General features: G+C 59.5%; 15 protein-coding genes and 1 tRNA gene. 8 read left to right on the top strand and 8 right to left on the bottom strand.

The window, feature by feature from the left end; genetic code table 11:
• The first annotated feature begins 101 nt into the window (after positions 1–101).
• Complete coding sequence (locus MPZ60_RS18615; protein WP_034352905.1) at positions 102–869, top strand: response regulator transcription factor; 768 nt, start codon at positions 102–104, stop codon at positions 867–869.
• Between the two features lie 434 nt (positions 870–1,303).
• Here MPZ60_RS18615 and MPZ60_RS18610 read toward each other — a convergent pair whose 3' ends face one another.
• Positions 1,304–2,155 carry an AlpA family phage regulatory protein gene (locus MPZ60_RS18610; RefSeq protein ID WP_034352902.1) on the bottom strand — a complete coding sequence of 284 codons (852 nt, stop codon included), beginning with the start codon at positions 2,153–2,155 and terminating at the stop codon, positions 1,304–1,306.
• A 541-nt stretch (positions 2,156–2,696) separates the two neighbouring features.
• Positions 2,697–2,781 (bottom strand) — tRNA-Leu (locus MPZ60_RS18605).
• Positions 2,782–2,821: 40 nt separating this feature from the next.
• Here MPZ60_RS18605 and cysM point away from each other — a divergent pair.
• The 3 genes from cysM (at position 2,822) to MPZ60_RS18590 (ending at position 4,756) form a co-directional block, all read left to right on the top strand.
• Entirely contained in the window at positions 2,822–3,727 is a 906-nt protein-coding gene (cysM, locus tag MPZ60_RS18600; protein ID WP_003069113.1) for a cysteine synthase CysM, read from the top strand.
• Positions 3,728–3,836: 109 nt separating this feature from the next.
• The gene (locus tag MPZ60_RS18595; protein ID WP_003069116.1) at positions 3,837–4,460 is read left to right on the top strand and encodes an NUDIX domain-containing protein; all 624 of its coding nucleotides are present in this window, start codon (positions 3,837–3,839) and stop codon (positions 4,458–4,460) included.
• Between the two features lie 68 nt (positions 4,461–4,528).
• Positions 4,529–4,756, top strand: coding sequence for a sulfurtransferase TusA family protein (locus MPZ60_RS18590; RefSeq protein ID WP_034352897.1), 228 nt, complete (start codon positions 4,529–4,531; stop codon positions 4,754–4,756).
• An 87-nt stretch (positions 4,757–4,843) separates the two neighbouring features.
• Here the strand turns inward: MPZ60_RS18590 and galU are convergent, their stop codons facing one another.
• The 6 genes from galU to MPZ60_RS18560 form a co-directional block, all read right to left on the bottom strand.
• Entirely contained in the window at positions 4,844–5,731 is an 888-nt protein-coding gene (gene galU / locus MPZ60_RS18585) for a UTP--glucose-1-phosphate uridylyltransferase GalU (RefSeq protein WP_034352895.1), read from the bottom strand.
• 71 nt (positions 5,732–5,802) lie between these two features.
• A complete protein-coding gene (locus tag MPZ60_RS18580) occupies positions 5,803–8,718 on the bottom strand; it encodes a valine--tRNA ligase (protein ID WP_034352892.1) in 2,916 nt (971 codons plus the stop codon).
• A 294-nt stretch (positions 8,719–9,012) separates the two neighbouring features.
• Positions 9,013–9,663, bottom strand: coding sequence for a VOC family protein (locus tag MPZ60_RS18575; RefSeq protein WP_003069123.1), 651 nt, complete (start codon positions 9,661–9,663; stop codon positions 9,013–9,015).
• A gap of 194 nt (positions 9,664–9,857) precedes the next feature.
• Complete coding sequence (locus MPZ60_RS18570) at positions 9,858–10,433, bottom strand: YceI family protein (RefSeq protein ID WP_034352888.1); 576 nt, start codon at positions 10,431–10,433, stop codon at positions 9,858–9,860.
• 82 nt (positions 10,434–10,515) lie between these two features.
• Entirely contained in the window at positions 10,516–11,079 is a 564-nt protein-coding gene (locus MPZ60_RS18565; protein ID WP_003069127.1) for a YceI family protein, read from the bottom strand.
• Positions 11,080–11,229: 150 nt separating this feature from the next.
• Positions 11,230–11,778: a cytochrome b gene (locus tag MPZ60_RS18560; protein WP_045839915.1), complete on the bottom strand. Its 549-nt coding sequence runs from the start codon at positions 11,776–11,778 to the stop codon at positions 11,230–11,232.
• A 124-nt stretch (positions 11,779–11,902) separates the two neighbouring features.
• Here MPZ60_RS18560 and MPZ60_RS18555 point away from each other — a divergent pair, with 124 nt between their 5' ends.
• The 4 genes from MPZ60_RS18555 (at position 11,903) to MPZ60_RS18540 (ending at position 16,956) form a co-directional block, all read left to right on the top strand.
• A complete protein-coding gene (locus MPZ60_RS18555; protein WP_034352884.1) occupies positions 11,903–12,103 on the top strand; it encodes a hypothetical protein in 201 nt (66 codons plus the stop codon).
• 197 nt (positions 12,104–12,300) lie between these two features.
• Positions 12,301–15,108, top strand: coding sequence for a xanthine dehydrogenase family protein molybdopterin-binding subunit (locus MPZ60_RS18550; protein ID WP_034352882.1), 2,808 nt, complete (start codon positions 12,301–12,303; stop codon positions 15,106–15,108).
• A complete protein-coding gene (locus tag MPZ60_RS18545; RefSeq protein ID WP_003069132.1) occupies positions 15,108–15,677 on the top strand; it encodes a (2Fe-2S)-binding protein in 570 nt (189 codons plus the stop codon). Before MPZ60_RS18550 ends, MPZ60_RS18545 begins: the two co-directional genes overlap by 1 nt.
• Positions 15,670–16,956 carry a cytochrome c gene (locus MPZ60_RS18540; protein ID WP_034352879.1) on the top strand — a complete coding sequence of 429 codons (1,287 nt, stop codon included), beginning with the start codon at positions 15,670–15,672 and terminating at the stop codon, positions 16,954–16,956. The genes MPZ60_RS18545 and MPZ60_RS18540 overlap by 8 nt, the downstream gene beginning before the upstream one ends.
• Positions 16,957–17,088: the final 132 nt, after the last annotated feature.

Here is a 17,088-nt window from a genome sequence, read left to right as displayed (position 1 = left end):
AACCTTATTTTTCTTTATTTGTTTTTTGTGGATTTTCAATGGGATGAATTCTATTTTTTCGCGAGATTCCCAAGAAATCGACTCATCAAATGGAGTGTCACATGTATCTATCCGACGCATTTATGAGCTCACGGTTTGATGATGCAGGCAGTGCAGAAGTCACATCTACTGTCTTTGGGCGCATGTGGCCGTCCGACATGAAGGGTCAGCAGAACCAGCCGGTGCGAGTCTTTCTGGTTGACGAAGACAGCCATGTCAGGAATGTGATCTCGCAGGAGCTCATGCGTGACCCGCGCACTCTTCTGGTTGGGCAGGCCTCCAGTTACAGAGAGGCTCGTAAGAACATCTTTTTGCAAGAGTTCGATGTGCTCCTCATTGACCTGTCTCTTGGTGAAGGCCAAGGAACCGAGTTGCTGGAATCGATCCAGCTAAAGAGGCCTGACGTGCTGAGCATTGCAATTTCTGCAAGTGAAAACGACGACGCGGCCATGAATGCTCTTAAAAGAGGCGCTGTTGGGTACCTAGTGAAGAACTCATGGTTTGGAAGCTACTCGCAAGCTGTGCTGGAAGTTGCGAATGGTGGAGCCGCTATATCTCCAGTAGTGGCGAAGAAAATCATTCCAAAAATATTCAAGGCCAATTTTCATGAGGAAAGTATCTTCAAACACAAGAGCTTTGAGTCTCTGACTGAAAGAGAAGTGGAAATATTAAAATTGATAGCCCAAGGAAAAAGCTCTCTCGAGGTTGCGTCCTACTTGCAAATAAGCCCTTTGACTGTGTCAACGCATATAAAAAATATTTACGGAAAAATGCAAGTAAGAACCAGGGCGCAAGCCGTCAGATGTGCAATATTGATGGGAATTATTTGAATACTGTTGTTAACTGTGTTTTAGGTCTTATATGTAAAAATACTCTGTCTGAAATCTCATATTGAAATGATATTTGAGTTTGAAATATTTTTTGCAGGTTTCTTGATAGAGAAATTTCTTTCATGAGGTGGAAGGAGCTTTTACCTGGTCACTTTCAAGCATGTGGTCCTTGTTGGACAAAGCTTGCGTGCTGCTTTCACATGGCTGCGATCCAGCAGCTTTGACGCTTCATCGATGTCATGGATGGGTCGGCCGCGAAGTTGCGCATGTCGCACATAGGAATGGCGCGGATTCGTTTGCCAGCCTCTTCATTGCCGGTGACAAGAATGAGGTTGCCCTGTTGCAATAGCTGTTCGAGACATTCAACGAGTGGGCGGGACGGGAGATCGTGAGGCGGCCTCCTTATGAAGTAAATCTGAGCTGACCACTGCACTCTATTCGGCGGCACTAGGAGGGGGAGTCAATGAATGGGGATACCACTCCGAAATGACCGATGCTGCATGCGCATGTGCTGATCGCCAGAGGTCGCTCTGGCTGGAGCCAGGATGGTCTGGTAGTTCGATGTGTCTATCAGCTGCCCGAATAGCGAACCAAATGCCATGGTCCCAGTCTTTGTCTCGTCGCTGCTTCTTGAGGGCAGGTGCAGTAATCACGATCACTCTCTTATTGCCCGCTCTTGCATAGCCGATCTCAACCAGCGTTCCAAAAGCCTCCAGATCTTCGAGATAGGCGACAACAACGTCGGCCCGTGAGATGCCTTGAAGAGCTCCGCGATAGGCTGCGCTTTGTGGGCTGGAGGGAGAGTAAGAGTTCGCGCCATGCATGTATCCATGGCTGCCATTTCTCGCTTTCCACGGACCTGAATACATGAACCTCGTACGAGTTCCGTGAAATAGCATTTCTTCCGGCGGCGCGATCAACACATCGGTATCTGAATTCTCGATCCCTAGATCACCAAGTGCCTTGGATCTGGATACGTCGAAGATTCGCCAACAGGAAAACTCTCTGCCCAGGTTCTCATTGTCTAAAGCTGTCCCCATTTTTCCCGCCATGTAGACGACAGGTAGAACCAGGTTCGCTTGGCGAATTGCTTTGCTCGCCTGCAGCCAGCTTTCGACATCCGTTTCAAACCAGCCAATGGCTCTGTTGCTCATCGGTGTGGGATGAGGAAACTTGTCCTTGCGCAACAGCTTGTAGAGCATCGATCTTGATAACCCAGTCCGTGTCAGAACCTCATCCATAGGGATGACATTCTTCGTGAAGCGTGACGTGCTATCCGTAGACATATGGTTTCTTGAGCTCGTGTGCTGGGTGGATGAGCTAGCGTTAATTAATGCAATAAGTATTAAGTTCTGATAGCTATGTCCAATGTAGGAGTGGCTCTGACATTGTTGTCGAATACGAACGATTTGTATTCCGTGCGTATTTTGATTTACTTTTACCCTTCAGAGGGACATGACGTTCCCGCCGCGCCTGCCTGCTTCGTGGGTGCAAATTACGAGCTGGTCGGCATATCGCGAACCTGCGCTAATGCACGGGATACACGGTATTTGGGTGATTTTTTTGTATGCGGGAAATTACGAGGCGTGGGGGATGCCAGGTCGACTGACGCCTTGTTGGCTGGGGCTTGAGGTCCGCGCCTCTGCCCAAAGCAAGAGCTGCTATCTCGCCATGCAAGCGGGAGGACACAGGCATGCTTTCGGATGTCGTCGCATGGTTTTTGCGCTAATCGTTTTTTTGAGATGCGCCAAATCGCAAATTGCGAGGGGACAATTGCGGCAAAGAAAAAAGCCGTTAAGTCTTTGAGACTTAACGGCTTTTTGTATATGGTGCCCGGGGCCGGAATCGAACCGGCACGCCTTGCGGCGGGGGATTTTGAGTCCCCTGCGTCTACCAATTTCACCACCCGGGCTTCGCTTAGCGCAGACGCGAATTATGGCACAGTATTGGACATGAAAACTTATTCGACCATCGAACATGCTATCGGTCACACGCCGCTGGTGGCATTGCAACGCATCGGCGCGGATGCAAACCGTGAACGTGCAAACGTAGTGCTGGGCAAGCTCGAAGGCAACAACCCGGCTGGCTCCGTCAAGGACCGGCCTGCGCTGTCCATGATCCAGCGTGCTGAAGAGCGCGGCGAGATCAAGCCGGGCGACGCACTGATCGAGGCAACGTCGGGCAACACCGGCATTGCCTTGGCCATGGCTGCAGCCATCAAGGGCTATCGCATGATTCTGATCATGCCCGAGGACCTGTCCATCGAACGCGCACAGACCATGAAGGCTTACGGCGCCGAACTGATTCTGACGCCCAAGAGTGGCGGCATGGAATATGCGCGCGATCTGGCCGACCAGATGGTGGCCCAGGGCAAGGGTGTGCTGCTGGATCAGTTTGCCAACCCCGACAATCCCAGGGCCCACTATGAAACCACAGGGCCGGAACTGTGGGAGCAGACCGGTGGTGAGATCACCCACTTTGTGAGTGCCATGGGTACTACCGGCACCATTACCGGCGTGGCCAGGTTCCTCAAGGAAAAGAATCCGAACATCAAGATCATCGGCGCTCAGCCTTCCGAGGGATCGCGCATTCCTGGCATCCGCAAGTGGCCCGAGGAGTATCTGCCCAAGATCTATGACGCTTCGCTGGTTGACGAGCTGGTCTATGTGACGCAGGACGATGCCGAAGACATGGCCCGCCGCATGGCGCGCGAAGAGGGCATCTTCGCGGGCATCTCGGCCGCCGGGGCACTGTGGGTGGCCCAGGAAATTGCCAAACGCGAGCAGAACGCCACCATCGTGTTTGTGGTGTGCGACCGTGGTGATCGCTACCTCTCTACAGGCGTGTTTCCGGCATGAGCAATGTCTTTTGCGTGATAGCGCAAAAGACAATCAAAGCTCCAAATGACAGTCAGCGCTTATCCATCAAGCGCTGAGTGCTACCAATATCAAGAATACGGAGAGCTTCATGGCTTATGAAGTCCGCTTTTGTTCCAACTGCGCGACTGAGCTGCAATGGATTGTGGCCAGCGAGGACAGCGGCGAGGTGCAGCGTCTGCGTTGCCCGAGTTGCGGGTTCACGCATTGGGGCAATCCCACGCCGGTGCTGGCGGCTGTGGTGGAGGGGGATGACGGCCGGGTGCTGCTGGCGCGCAATGCGCTGTGGCAAGAGGGCGTTTTCGGCCTGATTACGGGCTTTATGGAAGCCGGTGAATCGCCAGAAGCCGGTATCTGTCGTGAGGTTCTCGAAGAGACGGGGCTGCGCGTGAAGGCACTGCGTCTGCTGTGCTGCTCGGAGTTTCTGCGCATGAATCAGGTGCTGATTGCGTACCATGTGCGCGTGCAGGGCCGACCTGAGGATGTGAAGCTCTCGCCCGAGCTGCTGGAATACCGCTGGCAGACGGCCCAGGAGTCGCTGTGCTGGCCTGCAGGCACGGGCTACGCTTTGGCAGAGTGGATCAAGCAAAAAGGCTTCGAGCCGCGCTTTGGCGCTTTCCGTCCCGGCCAGAATCCGGAGCCTGATCCCGCCAAATGGCCTGTGCGACGCTGGGCTGAGGACACTCGCTTTACGGTGGCACCGGCTCTGGATTGAGCAAAGACCGCGCTGGCACTGCCAGCGCCTGGTTTTTCTACAATCGGCGCTGACGAGGAATCCACCCCATGCAAGTAGATCAAGAAGTTGACACCCGCGGCCTGAACTGTCCGCTGCCCATTCTCAAGGCCAAGAAGGCGCTGGCTGCCATGCAAAGCGGTCAGTTGCTCAAGGTCGTGGCCACGGATACCGGCTCGATACGGGACTTCCAGGCATTTGCCAAGCAGACCGGCAATGAACTGGTCGAGCAGCAGACGGTCGGTGATGAATTCATCCATATCCTGCGTCGGCGCTGAGCGCTGAATCGGCCTGAGAGCATTGGACGGACAAAAGGCCTGCAAGCGCAGGCCTTTTGTCATCAGAGCGGCTTTTGCCGATCTTGCTTACAGGCTCAAGTTCTTGAGGTATTCGCGAAAGCTGTCGCCCACATCGGGGTGCTGCAGCGCCAGCTCCACCGTGGCTTCCAGAAAGCCTTCCTTGCTGCCACAGTCATAGCGCTTGCCAGCATACTGGAAGGCATAGACGGCTTCATGAGCCATCAGTCGTTCGATGGCATCGGTCAGCTGGATCTCGCCACCCACACCCTTTGGCTGGTTGCGGATCTCGTCGAAGATGGCGGGTGTCAGCACGTAGCGGCCCGCCACACCCATGCGCGATGGCGCTTTCTCGGGAGCGGGCTTCTCCACGATCTCGTCGATGCGCATCAGTGGGCCGCCTGCGGGCTCGCCCTTTACGATGCCGTAGCGCTTGGTGTGCTCGAGCGGAACTTCCTGAACGGCCAGCAGAGAGCGGCCCTGCTTCTGGAAAGCGGCCGTCATCTGCGCCATCACGCCGGGGCCGCCATTCTCTCCTGTCATCAGGTCGTCGGCCAGGATGACGGCAAAGGGTTCATTGCCGACCAGGGGTTGCGCGCACAGAACGGCATGGCCCAGGCCCAGGGAGCGGGGCTGGCGCACGAACAGGCAGTTCATATCGGCAGGGCTGACGCTGCGCACCAGGTCCAGCATGGCCTGCTTGCCGGCATTCTCCAGCTCGTTCTCGAGTTCGTACGAAGTGTCGAAATGGTCTTCAATGGCCCGCTTGCTGCGGCCGGTGACAAAGACCATGTCGCGGATGCCTGCCTCGTACGCCTCTTCCACGGCGTACTGGATCAGCGGCTTGTCCACCACAGGCAGCATTTCCTTGGGTGAAGCCTTGGTGGCGGGCAGAAAACGGGTGCCCAGGCCTGCAACTGGGAACACGGCTTTGCGGACGCGGGTTTGATTGCTCATGTGCTTGTCTTTTCTGGATGGAAAAAAGGCGCAGTTGCCTGCGCCTTGTTTTGGAGAGAGTTTAGCGGGGTTTAGCCCAGACGAGCGAGCTGCTCGTTGATGCGTGTCAGTGTCGCGCCGAAGTCGGCCAGGCGCTTGCGCTCCTGTTCCAGCACTGCGGCAGGAGCCTTGGCGCAGAAGGCCTCGTTGCTCAGCTTGCCGTTGGCCTTGACGATCTCGCCTTCGAGGCGCTTGGCTTCCTTGGACAGGCGGGCCTTCTCGGCTGCAACGTCGATTTCGACAAACAAAGCCATGCGGATGTCGCCCAGGACGTTGACCGGAGCAGTCTGTGCGGCGGTGGCCCATGCGGCTTCGTCATCGAACACCTTGACTTCGCTGAGCTTGGCCAGGTTCTTGAGCACGTCGGCATTGGCGCGCATAAATGCCGAGTCCTCGGCATTGCCGGCCACGGTGAGCAACGGCAGGCGTTGAGCGGGCGACACGCCCATCTCGCCACGCAGCGCGCGGCAGGCATCCACCATCTGCTTGATGCGGCCCACGTAGGCGATAGAGGCTTCGTCGATCTTCTCCGGCTGTGCTTCGGGGTAGCGTGCCACGGCGATGGACTCGCCCTTGAGTCCGGCCACGGGGGCGACCTGCTGCCATAGCTCTTCGGTCACGAACGGGATGATGGGGTGGGCCAAGCGCAGAATCGCCTCCAGCGTACGGATCAGCGTGCGGCGCGTGGCGCGCTGCTGGGCCTCGTTGCCGGTCTGGATCTGCACCTTGGCGATTTCCAGATACCAGTCGCAGAACTCGTTCCAGACGAAGTCGTAAATGGCATTGGCCACGTTGTCGAGGCGGAACTCGGCAAAGCCCTTGGCCACTTCTGCCTCGACCTTTTGCAGCTGCGAGCTGATCCAGCGGTCGGGCTGGCTGAAGTGCATATAGCCAGCGAACTCGCCGCCCGGTTGGCACTGCTCCTTGGTGTGGGGTGCCAGGCCGCAGTCATGGCCTTCGCAGTTCATCAGCACAAAGCGCGAAGCATTCCAGAGCTTGTTGCAGAAGTTGCGGTAGCCCTCGCAGCGCTTGCTGTCGAAGTTGATGCTGCGGCCCAGCGATGCCAGGGCCGCAAAGGTGAAGCGCAGTGCGTCCGCTCCGTAGGCGGGGATGCCTTCGGGGAATTCCTTTTGAGTGTTCTTGCGCACCTGAGGAGCGGTCTCGGGCTTGCGCAGGCCGGTGGTGCGCTTTTCCAGCAGCGGCTCCAGCGAGATGCCGTCGATCAGATCCACGGGGTCCAGCACATTGCCTTCGGACTTGCTCATCTTCTTGCCTTGCGCATCGCGCACCAGGCCGTGGATGTAGACATGCTTGAACGGCACGCGACCCGTGAAGTGCGTGGTCATCATGATCATGCGGGCGACCCAGAAGAAAATGATGTCGTAGCCCGTCACCAGTACCGAGGAGGGCAGGTAGAGGTTGAAGTCGTCATCGGCCGCGTGGCCCTGATCGGGCCAGCCCATGGTGCTGAAAGGCACCATGGCGGAGGAGTACCAGGTGTCCAGCACGTCGGCATCGCGGGTCAGCTTCTTGCCAGGGGAAACCTTGTCAGCTTGTGCCTGGGCTTCGGCTTCGTTCTTGGCAACGTAGATATTGCCTTCTTCGTCATACCAGGCAGGAATCTGGTGGCCCCACCACAGCTGGCGCGAGATGCACCAGTCCTGGATGTTGTTCATCCACTGGTTGTAAGTGTTGACCCAGTTCTCGGGCACAAACTGAACTTCACCGGAAGCGACGGCGTCGATGGCCTTCTGGGCGATGGACTTGCCGCTCGGGTCCTGGTCGCTGACCTTGCTCATGGCGATGAACCACTGGTCGGTCAGCATGGGTTCGATCACCTGGCCGGTACGGTCGCAGATGGGCACCATCAGCTTGTGCTTCTTGATCTCGACCATCAGGCCCAGCTCTTCCAGGTCGGCCACGATGGCCTTGCGGGCCACGAAGCGGTCCATGCCGCGGTATTTTTCAGGCGCTTCGTCGTTGATCTTGGCGGTCAGCGTCAGCACGCAGATCATGGGCAGCTTGTGGCGCTGGCCCACCTGATAGTCGTTCTGATCGTGCGCAGGCGTGACCTTGACCACGCCGGTGCCGAATTCGCGGTCCACGTATTCGTCGGCGATGATGGGGATCTGGCGGCCGACAAGGGGCAGGGTCACGGTCTGGCCGATCAGGTGCTTGTAACGCTCGTCTTCGGGGTGGACCATCACGGCCACGTCGCCCAGCATGGTTTCGGGACGGGTGGTTGCTACCACCAGATTGCCTTCGCCGCTGGTCAGCGGGTAGGCGATATGCCACAGGCTGCCGTCCTTTTCCTGGTTCTCGACTTCCAGGTCGGAGACTGCCGACTGCAGCACCGGATCCCAGTTCACCAGGCGCTTGCCGCGGTAGATCAGGCCTTGCTGGTACAGCTTCACAAAGGTCTCGGTCACCACCTTGGACAGCTTGTCGTCCATGGTGAAGTATTCGCGGCTCCAGTCCACGGTGTCGCCCATGCGGCGCATCTGGGTGGTGATGGTGTCGCCGGACTTTTCCTTCCACTCCCAGACCTTTTTGGTGAACTCGTCGCGGCCCAGGTCATAGCGGCTCACGCCCTGAGTCTGCAACTGGCGCTCCACCACGATCTGGGTAGCGATGCCTGCATGGTCGGTTCCGGGAATCCAGGCCGTGTTGTAGCCCTTCATGCGGTGGTAGCGTGTCAGCGAGTCCATGATGGTCTGGTTGAACGCATGGCCCATGTGCAGCGTACCTGTCACATTGGGTGGGGGCAACTGGATGGAGAAATTGTTGCCTGCAGCGGTAGCTTCGGTACCGGGCTTGCCCGTGCCGCGATAGCCGGCATTGCCGTAGCCGCGCTTTTCCCATTCAGGTCCCCAATGGGCTTCGATGGAGGCAGGTTCAAAAGACTTGGAGAGGCTGTCGAGGCCGGGCTGTTGAATGGTGTCGCTCATGGCTGCGGTACAAGAACTCTGGAAATGAAAACGGCATCCTGAAAAGGGATGCCGTCTGCATGAAAGATAAGGACGGATTGCCAATGATTTTAGCGATCCGATCCGGTGATGAGCGCGGTAGGTCTTATTTCGCCCTCTTGCGCTTATTTATCAAGCGCTTGTAGCTATTGAATTAGCGAGACTTCGCTTGATGTACCACGCCAGAGACGTCTAGCAAGGCCTGGGCGGCCCCAACCGCCCCGCAGCGAGGTTGTCGTCCCCCTTGGGGGAAGCGGCGTAGCCGCTCAGGGGGTGTTACTTACCAGGAACAAACTCCGGCCGGTCGTTGTTCTGCGGCTTGAGGGGAGCGCTGGACTTGCCCTCGGCACGTTCCTTGCGCCACTGCTCCTTGCGGGCCGTCCACTCGTCCAGGCGTGCATGGGCGGTCTTGCTTTCCTTGAGCATCTGCAGCTCGTCGGCCAGCTGGGCCGTCAGCTCCAGGCGGATGCCGTTGGGGTCGAAGAAATAAATGCTCTTGAAGATGTGGTGATCGGTCACGCCCAGCACTTCCACGCCGCAGGCCTGCAGGCGGGCCTTGGTGTTTTCCAGCTCCTGCACGGAGTCCACGCGGAAGGAGATGTGATTGATCCAGATCGGAGTGTTGGGTGAGGGCAGGGCCGCTTCGTCGTCGCCAATGTCGAAGAAGGCGATGAAGGAGCCGTCCTTGAGGCGGAAGAAGAAATGGGTGTAGGGGCAGTACTCGCCCGTGGAGGGGACGTAGTCGCTCTGGATGATGTGGTAGAGCGGCAGGCCGAGGATGTCCTCGTAGAAGTGACGAGTCTCTTCTGCATCCTTGGCCTTGTAGGCGTAGTGGTGCAACTGCTGCACGGCTGCAGGTGCGGGCAGCTGGCTCATGTCTGCACGCCGGGGCTGGGAGTAAACCGGGGTAGGGGCGGCTTGGCTCATGCGATGTCTCCTTCAATTGTGTGAGTGAGATTATTCTACTATTCGTAATCAATTAACCTAAAGTAAATTTTTTAATGAAAGGGATTTGTGTCTGAAGCAGGCTGCAGACGCAAAAAAGCCCGGACCGCTTGCACGGGCCGGGCCAAAGAGAGAGCCCGCAAGGGGCTTCACTCGAGAGTCTTTGCGAACCTGGATTACTGCTTCACGGCTTCGATCTGCATGACCAGGCGCACTTGCTTGGAGAAGCCATAGGGGATGCCGTAGTCCACGCCCCACTGGGTACGGTCGATGGATGCTTCAAAGTCGCCGCCGCAGACTTCACGCTTTTGCAGCATGGGGCTTTCGTAGCAGGTGAACTTGTTGGCCTTGAGGGTAACGGGGGCGGTCTTGCCCTTGAGCGTCAGATGGCCGCTTACTTCCTTGAGCTTGTCGCCGTCGAAGACAAATTTGTCGGAGACAAACTTGGCGCTGGGGAATTTCTCGACGTCAAAGATGTCGGCGCTTTGCAGATGCTTGTTAAAAGCGGCGGTGCCGGAGTTCACCGATGTCATGTCCAGCTCGACATCGACCTTGCCGGTCTTGCCTGCCTTATCGAACTGCACGTTGCCGCTCTTCTTGTCGAAGCGGGCACGGTTGGTGGAGGCGCCAAAGTGATCGATCTCGAAAGTCGCAAACGTGTGTGTGGGGTCGATGGCGTAAGTGGCTGGTGCCGCCTGGACAGCGGTGGCAAACAGGGACGCAGCGGCCAGAGCGAACAGAGTGGAACGCATGGTGAATACTCCTTCAGGGATTGGAACTATCAAAACATGAGCTTTCAGCGCTTGCCTATCAAGCGCTGGAGCCGAGAAACGCTTAGAGCTTGCCGACGCCAGTCAGAGCCAGCTTGAATTGCACATTGACCTCGTCGGCCACCATGGAGGTGTCCTTCCAGTCGCCATCGCCGATCTTGAAGTTCAGACGCTTGAGCGCCAGCGTGCCGGCGGCCGTGGTGGTGGCGCCGGACTGGGTCAGCGTCACGGGCAGGCTCACCTTCTGTGCATTGCCCTTGATGGTCAGCGTGCCGTCCACCTGGAACTTGCCACCGCCCAGAGCCTTGACGGCACTGGAGTCAAAAGTGGCCTGAGGGAATTTGGCAACGTTGAACCAGTCTGCCTTGGGCAGTTCGGCATCGGTTTCCTTGGCGCCCATGGTGGCGCTGCCGGTATCGACCGTGAAATGGATCTTGCTGCTCTCGGGCTTGGCGGCGTCGAAGGCAATCTGGGCGTCGAACTTCTTGAAGTGGCCCTTGAGCGGCACGCCCATCTGCTTGGCTTCAAAGTTGACGGCGCTCTGTGCGGGCACCAGGGCTTGAGCGGCCTGTGCGGTGTTGCCCAGGAAAGCGGCCGCAATCAGTGCGGAGGAAAAAAGGACTTTCATCAAAAACTCCTTGTGATGAACATACAAAAAACTCAAAAGCCGGTACGGCTTGAAGGAGCGAGACAGCAAGCAAGCGCCGCCGCGCAGCAAAGCTGTTGTCCCCCTGGGGGGAAGCGGCGGGGCCGCCCCGGCAACGCCGCTCAGGGGGGACTATTGGCCCGGAACCATGCGTGACAGCAGTCCGTCGCGGTCAATGATCTGATGCTTGATGACGGCAGCGATATGCATCACTACCAGGGCTGCCAGCGCATAGGCCAGATAGCCATGCCAGGGCTTGAGCGCTTCGGCCAGCTCGGGGCTCTTGCTTACCAGGTCAGGCAGGGGCAATTGTCCGAACAGCACGATGGGAAATCCTGCTGCCGAGCTGTACATCCAGCCCACCAGCGGGATGGCAAAGAACAGCGCATACATCAGGTGATGCACGCCATGGTGGGCCATGCGCTGCCAGCCCGGCATGGTGCGGGTGACGGCTTCGGGCAGCTCCGGTGGTCGGTGGGTGATGCGCCAGACCAGGCGCAGCACGGACAGGATCAGAATCGTCATGCCGGCCCATTTGTGCCAGTTGAAGTACTTGAGGCGTGTTGGCGAGAAAGGCAGGCCTGTCATATAGAGGCCAAAGGCGAAGATGCCGATCAGTGCCAAGGCCAGAACCCAGTGCAGGGCGATGGCGGTACCGGTATAGCGGGAGCTCGAGTTCATGGAAACTGCAATCAGAAAGTGCGGGTCGCGGGCGCTGGAGGCCTGCTGAAATTGATATGCAGTGTATGAAGCGGAGAATGCAAAAAGGTTCAGCAGGATTGAGGGCTCGATTCAAAAAAGCTGAATGTCCGAACCAAAAAGCGCTGGCTTCAGCAAGGTCATCGAACATTCGATGCACAGCGAAGTGGGCGCATGCCGTTTTGCACGACAAGCACTAATGAAGGAAGTCGGTATTGATGAGTATCAATTTTCCGAGTATTTAACTTGTGAATTTGGGTGGCGAGAAATCATGCAGGCCGCTGTTTTTATACTCCGCGCCTCTTAGTCTTTTAAAAGACCAAAGCGTGGCGGACGGCCAAGGCTGGCGATATGTGGGCAGAAATGCCGACAACAACTGCAGCCGTTATCACCTGCTTTTTGACTCTCGGACGCATACAACGTTCGGGAATACATAGTCATCTAGCGATGTGCCCACGCCAGTCCTTGCTGTTGCTGTGCGCATTGCAGCAAGGAGTTGGAACCGTGTCCAAACTGGACTTGAATCGGCGCAGTTTTCTGAAGGCTGCCGCCGCCATGGGCGTGATTGCGAGTGTGCGCCCGGTCAAAGACGCACTTGCGGAATTGATAACGCCCGCCAGCGGTCAGGAGACCCACTGGATCAATGGCAACACGCTCAACTACCGCCGCGACGGCATGGCCAAGGTCACCGGGCAGAAGGTCTTTGCCATCGACCTGCGCGCCAGGGACATGCAGGGCTGGCCTGCGCAGCAGTCGCACGCGCTGACCATCCATATCCCGCGCGCCGACCGCATCTACGAAGGCCTGGATCTGTCGGTGCTGGGCAGCGACTACCAGCCTGATGTACTGATCGACGCCGAGTCTATCGCCGCCGACGGCGTTGGAATGCCCGAGCCGGGCTTCTATGGCGAGTTCTTCGTCAAGAAGGGCCAGGTCTCTCCCATGCTGGGGCACCCGGTGGCCGTGGCCATCTGGCACGACTACGAGAAGTTCCGCGTGGCCAACCAGCGCCTGCGCTTCAATGACGCGATCTTCCGCTTCGGAGCCGAGGCTGCCCAGCCGCCGCGCGCGCCCTATGTGGCTGCGCGCTACGTACGGGTGCAAGGCGAGGACGGCTATGGCGAGGACAGGTTCTCGCCCATGAAGAACACCGTCATCTGGCCTCAGCTCGATGAAAAAGGCGTGCACTGGCCTGACAGCAGCCATCCCGCCTTCGGCGCGCTGATGGGCGAGTCGGCCCGCATCCAGGCCGAGATGAAACAGCCCAAGGACGGTTTGCGCGCGTTTGCACGCAAGTACTACAGCCAGTCCATCGAGCACGTAGCCATGGAAATGGAAAACGGCCTGGCCTGGTATGAGCAGGGCAGCGGTGCGCTGCACATGGTGGCCGCGAGCCAGGCGCCCTACGGCACGGCCGAGCATGTGATGCACATGCTCAAGGACAGCAAGCTGCCGCTGAACCAGCTCGACTACATCAGCTCCTACACCGTGGGCTACGGCCAGAAGGAGCACCATCCCTTCCCGTTCTACGTGGCACTGGCGTCGCTGTACGCCCAGGGCCGCCCGGTGCGGCTGGCGCTGGACCGCTGGAAGCACTTCCAGTTCGCCCTCAAGCGCCATCCCTTCGACGTGGAGACAGCGATCTCGGTGGACAAGGACGGCAAGTTCCACGCGCTGACCTGCCACATGGTGGGCGACGGCGGCGGCGTGACCAACTTCAGCCCCTCGGTGGGCACGGTGGCAGTGACGGCGGCGCAATCCATTTACTACTTCCCCGAGAGCGACTTGTCGACCGAGGTGTACCCCTCCATCGGCGTCACGGCCGGCTCCATGCGCGGCTATGGCACGGTGCAGTCCATGGCCTATACCGAGATGCTGGTCGACGAGATCGCCCAGGAGATCGGCCTCGATGCCATCGAGCTGCGCCGGCGCAATGTGCTCAAGAGCAGCATGAAGAACACCCAGGGCGCCTCGCCTTCGGGTCATCTGCGCATCGGCGAGATCCTCGACATGGCCGCCAAGGACCCGATGTGGACCGAGCGCGCCAAGCGCAAGGCCGACTTCGAGGCAGCCAACCCCGGCCTGCGCTACGGCATAGGCTTTGGTGCCGTGCAAAAGGACTTCGGCACGGGGGCAGAAGCCTCGATTGCGCAGCTCGAGATCACGCCCGAGGGCCGCATCAAGATGCGCCACATCGCCACCGAGATCGGCACCGGCAGCACCACGGCACAGCTGGTGGCGGTCGAGCCCTTTCTGGGGCGCCCGGCGGACGACGTGGACTTCGCGGTGAACCACTGGGACAACCTGCCGCTGCATACCAAGGACGAGCCCTATACCACGCCCCAGGCCAAGGAGGATGAGCTGGCCAGGGACCCAAGCTGGGTGCCGCGCCTGGTGTCGCCGGTATCGGCCTCGAACTCGGCCTACTACTTCCGCCACGCCACGCAACAGGCGGCGCAGTTGCTGCTCAAGCTCTGCCTGTGGCCTGCTGCCCAGTCGATCTGGTCCGGCAAGGAGGGCGGGGGGCAGATGCTGCCTAGCACCGTCACCGAAGACATGCTGGAGTGGCGCGATCGCATGCTCGTGGCCGAGGGCCTGGAGCCGTTGAGCCTGGAGCGCCTGGCCGAGCGCGCGCACGAACTCGGCATCGTGACCGGCGTGTGCGTGCACGCCTTTAACCGCTGGGCCTGGGCCAAGGCCGACTTCACGGTCGAGGGCAGGAAGTTCCAGGCCATGATCGACGCCCTGTCCGTGCAGTACGGCAAGGGAGCTGGCGAGGCCAAGAAGGCCGCGATGAAATCCGGCGGCTATGCCTTCATCGCACGCGACAAGGTCTATTACCCGCCGGTGCAGCGCACCAATGCGGGCACGGTGTACTACGCGCCCTGCGCCACCATGGTGGAGCTGTCCGTGTCCCCGGGTACGGGCAAGGTGAACCTCCTCTCGCACAAGACCTGGCTGGAATGCGGCGCGCAAATCGTGCCCGAGCTGGTCTCCGGCCAGATCCAGGGCGGTGTGGCCATGGGTATTGGTCATGCGCTGTACGAAGACCTGCCGCGCCATGAGACCGGCCCCGGCAACGGCCAGTGGAACCTGAACCGCTACCACGTGCCGCGCGCCAGCGAAGTGGCCGTGTGGAAGGCCGAGGGCGTGGTGCTGCCGCCGCTGTCGCGCACCGATCCGCCCAAGGGCATGGCCGAGGTGGTGATGATCCCGGTGGTCGCCGCCTGCGTCAACGCCATCGCCCATGCCACGGGCAAGCGCTTCCATGCGACCCCTGTGACCCCCGACAAAATCAAAGAGGCACTGTGATGCAGGACCGTATCCAATTTTCCGCCACCATCAATCGCAAACAGGTAGGCCCCGTCGACGTTCCCAAGGACCTGATGATGATCGAGTTCCTGCAGGAGTACGCGGGCATGAACGGCACGCGCCTGGGCTGCGGCCAGGGCGTGTGCCGCGCCTGCACCATCATCGTCGACGACCCGGAAAAAGGCTCGATCACCGTGCCCGCCTGTGTGACCGGCGTGACCTGGCTCAACGGCAAGACCATTCGTACCGTGGAAGGCATTGCCTCGGTGGACGACAAGGGCGTGGTCCATCCCTCGCCGGTGCAGAAGGCCTTTCTCGAGCACTATTCCTTCCAGTGCGGCTACTGCACGCCGGGTTTCGTGAACTCGGCCACCGTGCTGGTGGAAAAGCTCCAGAAGCAGCCGGTACCCGCCGATGAGGTGGAAAAAGCCATCGAGGAGCAACTGGAGCCCCATATCTGCCGTTGCACCGGCTATGTGCGTTACTACAACGCCGTGCGCGACGTGATCCTGAAGACGCCGGGCCTGACCACGGGCAAGCGCAGCAAGGAGGTCGTGAACAATGGCTAAGACCTGGATCAAGGGCCTGGGCGCAGCCGCCGTGCTGGGTGTGCTCGTGGCCGGAGGCATGTATCTGTACGGCAGCGCAAGCGGCGACGTCCCGCCCGCCACGGTGGACTTTGCCAAGCTGGGCCCGCAGGAGTTCGATGCGCTCTACAAGCGCGGCGAGCAGGTGTTTCGCGGCGGTGACTGTGCGGCCTGCCACAGCTCGCCCGCCACGGGGGCGGAGCTGGCGGGCGGCGTGCCCATGGTCACCCCCATGGGCACGCTTTACGGTACCAATATCTCGCCTTCCAAGGAGCACGGCATCGGCGGCTGGACGGCCGACGATCTGTATCGTGCAGTAGCTGCCGGCATGGCGCCCGGCCGCAAGAACCTCTATCCGGCCATGCCCTATGCCAGCTACCACCAGATCACGCGTGCCGATGTCGATGCGCTGTGGGTGTGGCTGATGAAGCAGCCGGCCGTGGAAGTCGCCAACAAGCCCAGCGAGATGAATTTCCCGTTCAGCATCCGTCCTGCCGTGGCCATGTGGAATGCGCTCAATCGACCCGCAGCCAAGGAGTTCGACATGTCGGTGGACGAACTGGTGCGCGGCAAGTATCTGGTGGATGTGCTGGGTCACTGTGCCGAATGCCACAGCCCGCGCACCAAGGCCACCTTTGCCATGGATGGCTCGCGCTATCTTGAGGGCAATACCATCGAAGGTTCCTACGCTCCGGCGCTGACCCCCGATGCCCTGAGCGAGCGCGGCTGGACCAAGGACGATCTGGTCAAGTTCTTCCGCACCGGCCTGTCGCCGCAAGGGGTGATGACTTTCCGCATGTCATCGGTGCTCGAGCATTCCACCTCGCGCATGGCGGAGGCTGATGTGCGCGCCATGGCCGCCTATCTGACCCAGAACCGCGAGATGCCAGGGCCCAAGCTCAAGGCTGCCGAGGGGCAGACCAGCGTCAAGGGCGAGAACCTGTACCTGGGCTTGTGCGCGGGCTGCCACGGTGCACAGGGCCAAGGTCAGCCGCATTCGTCGGTGCCCATGAGCACCAACACCACGGCCATGTTCCCCACGCCCATCAACCTGATTCGCGTGATCCGCGAAGGCGTGCACGAGCGTGACCTGGCCCATGGCGAACGCATGCAGACCATGCCCGGCTATGCCGACAAGCTCAGCAACGAGGAGATGGCCGACCTGGTCAACTACATGCGTCAGACCTGGGGCGGCCGCCCTGGCGACGTGACCGCCGCGCAGGTGGCAGAGCATGTGAAGACCATAGAGCACAGCAAGTAAGTCCAGACCTGGCTTGAGGCCACGGTCGCTCGCGGCTTGCCGCGGCGGCCGTGGCCTTTTGCTTTGCGCTCGGCGAGAGCAGCGTAGTTGGCCGCACAGCGTCCGCGCAACTCAAGGCCGCAGTAGCTGCTT

This window comes from Comamonas sp. 7D-2 (assembly GCF_022749555.1).
GTDB lineage: Bacteria > Pseudomonadota > Gammaproteobacteria > Burkholderiales > Burkholderiaceae_C > Comamonas > Comamonas thiooxydans.
Note: the sequence above shows the minus strand (reverse complement) of the source record. Positions and strands in the feature narration are given on the sequence as shown.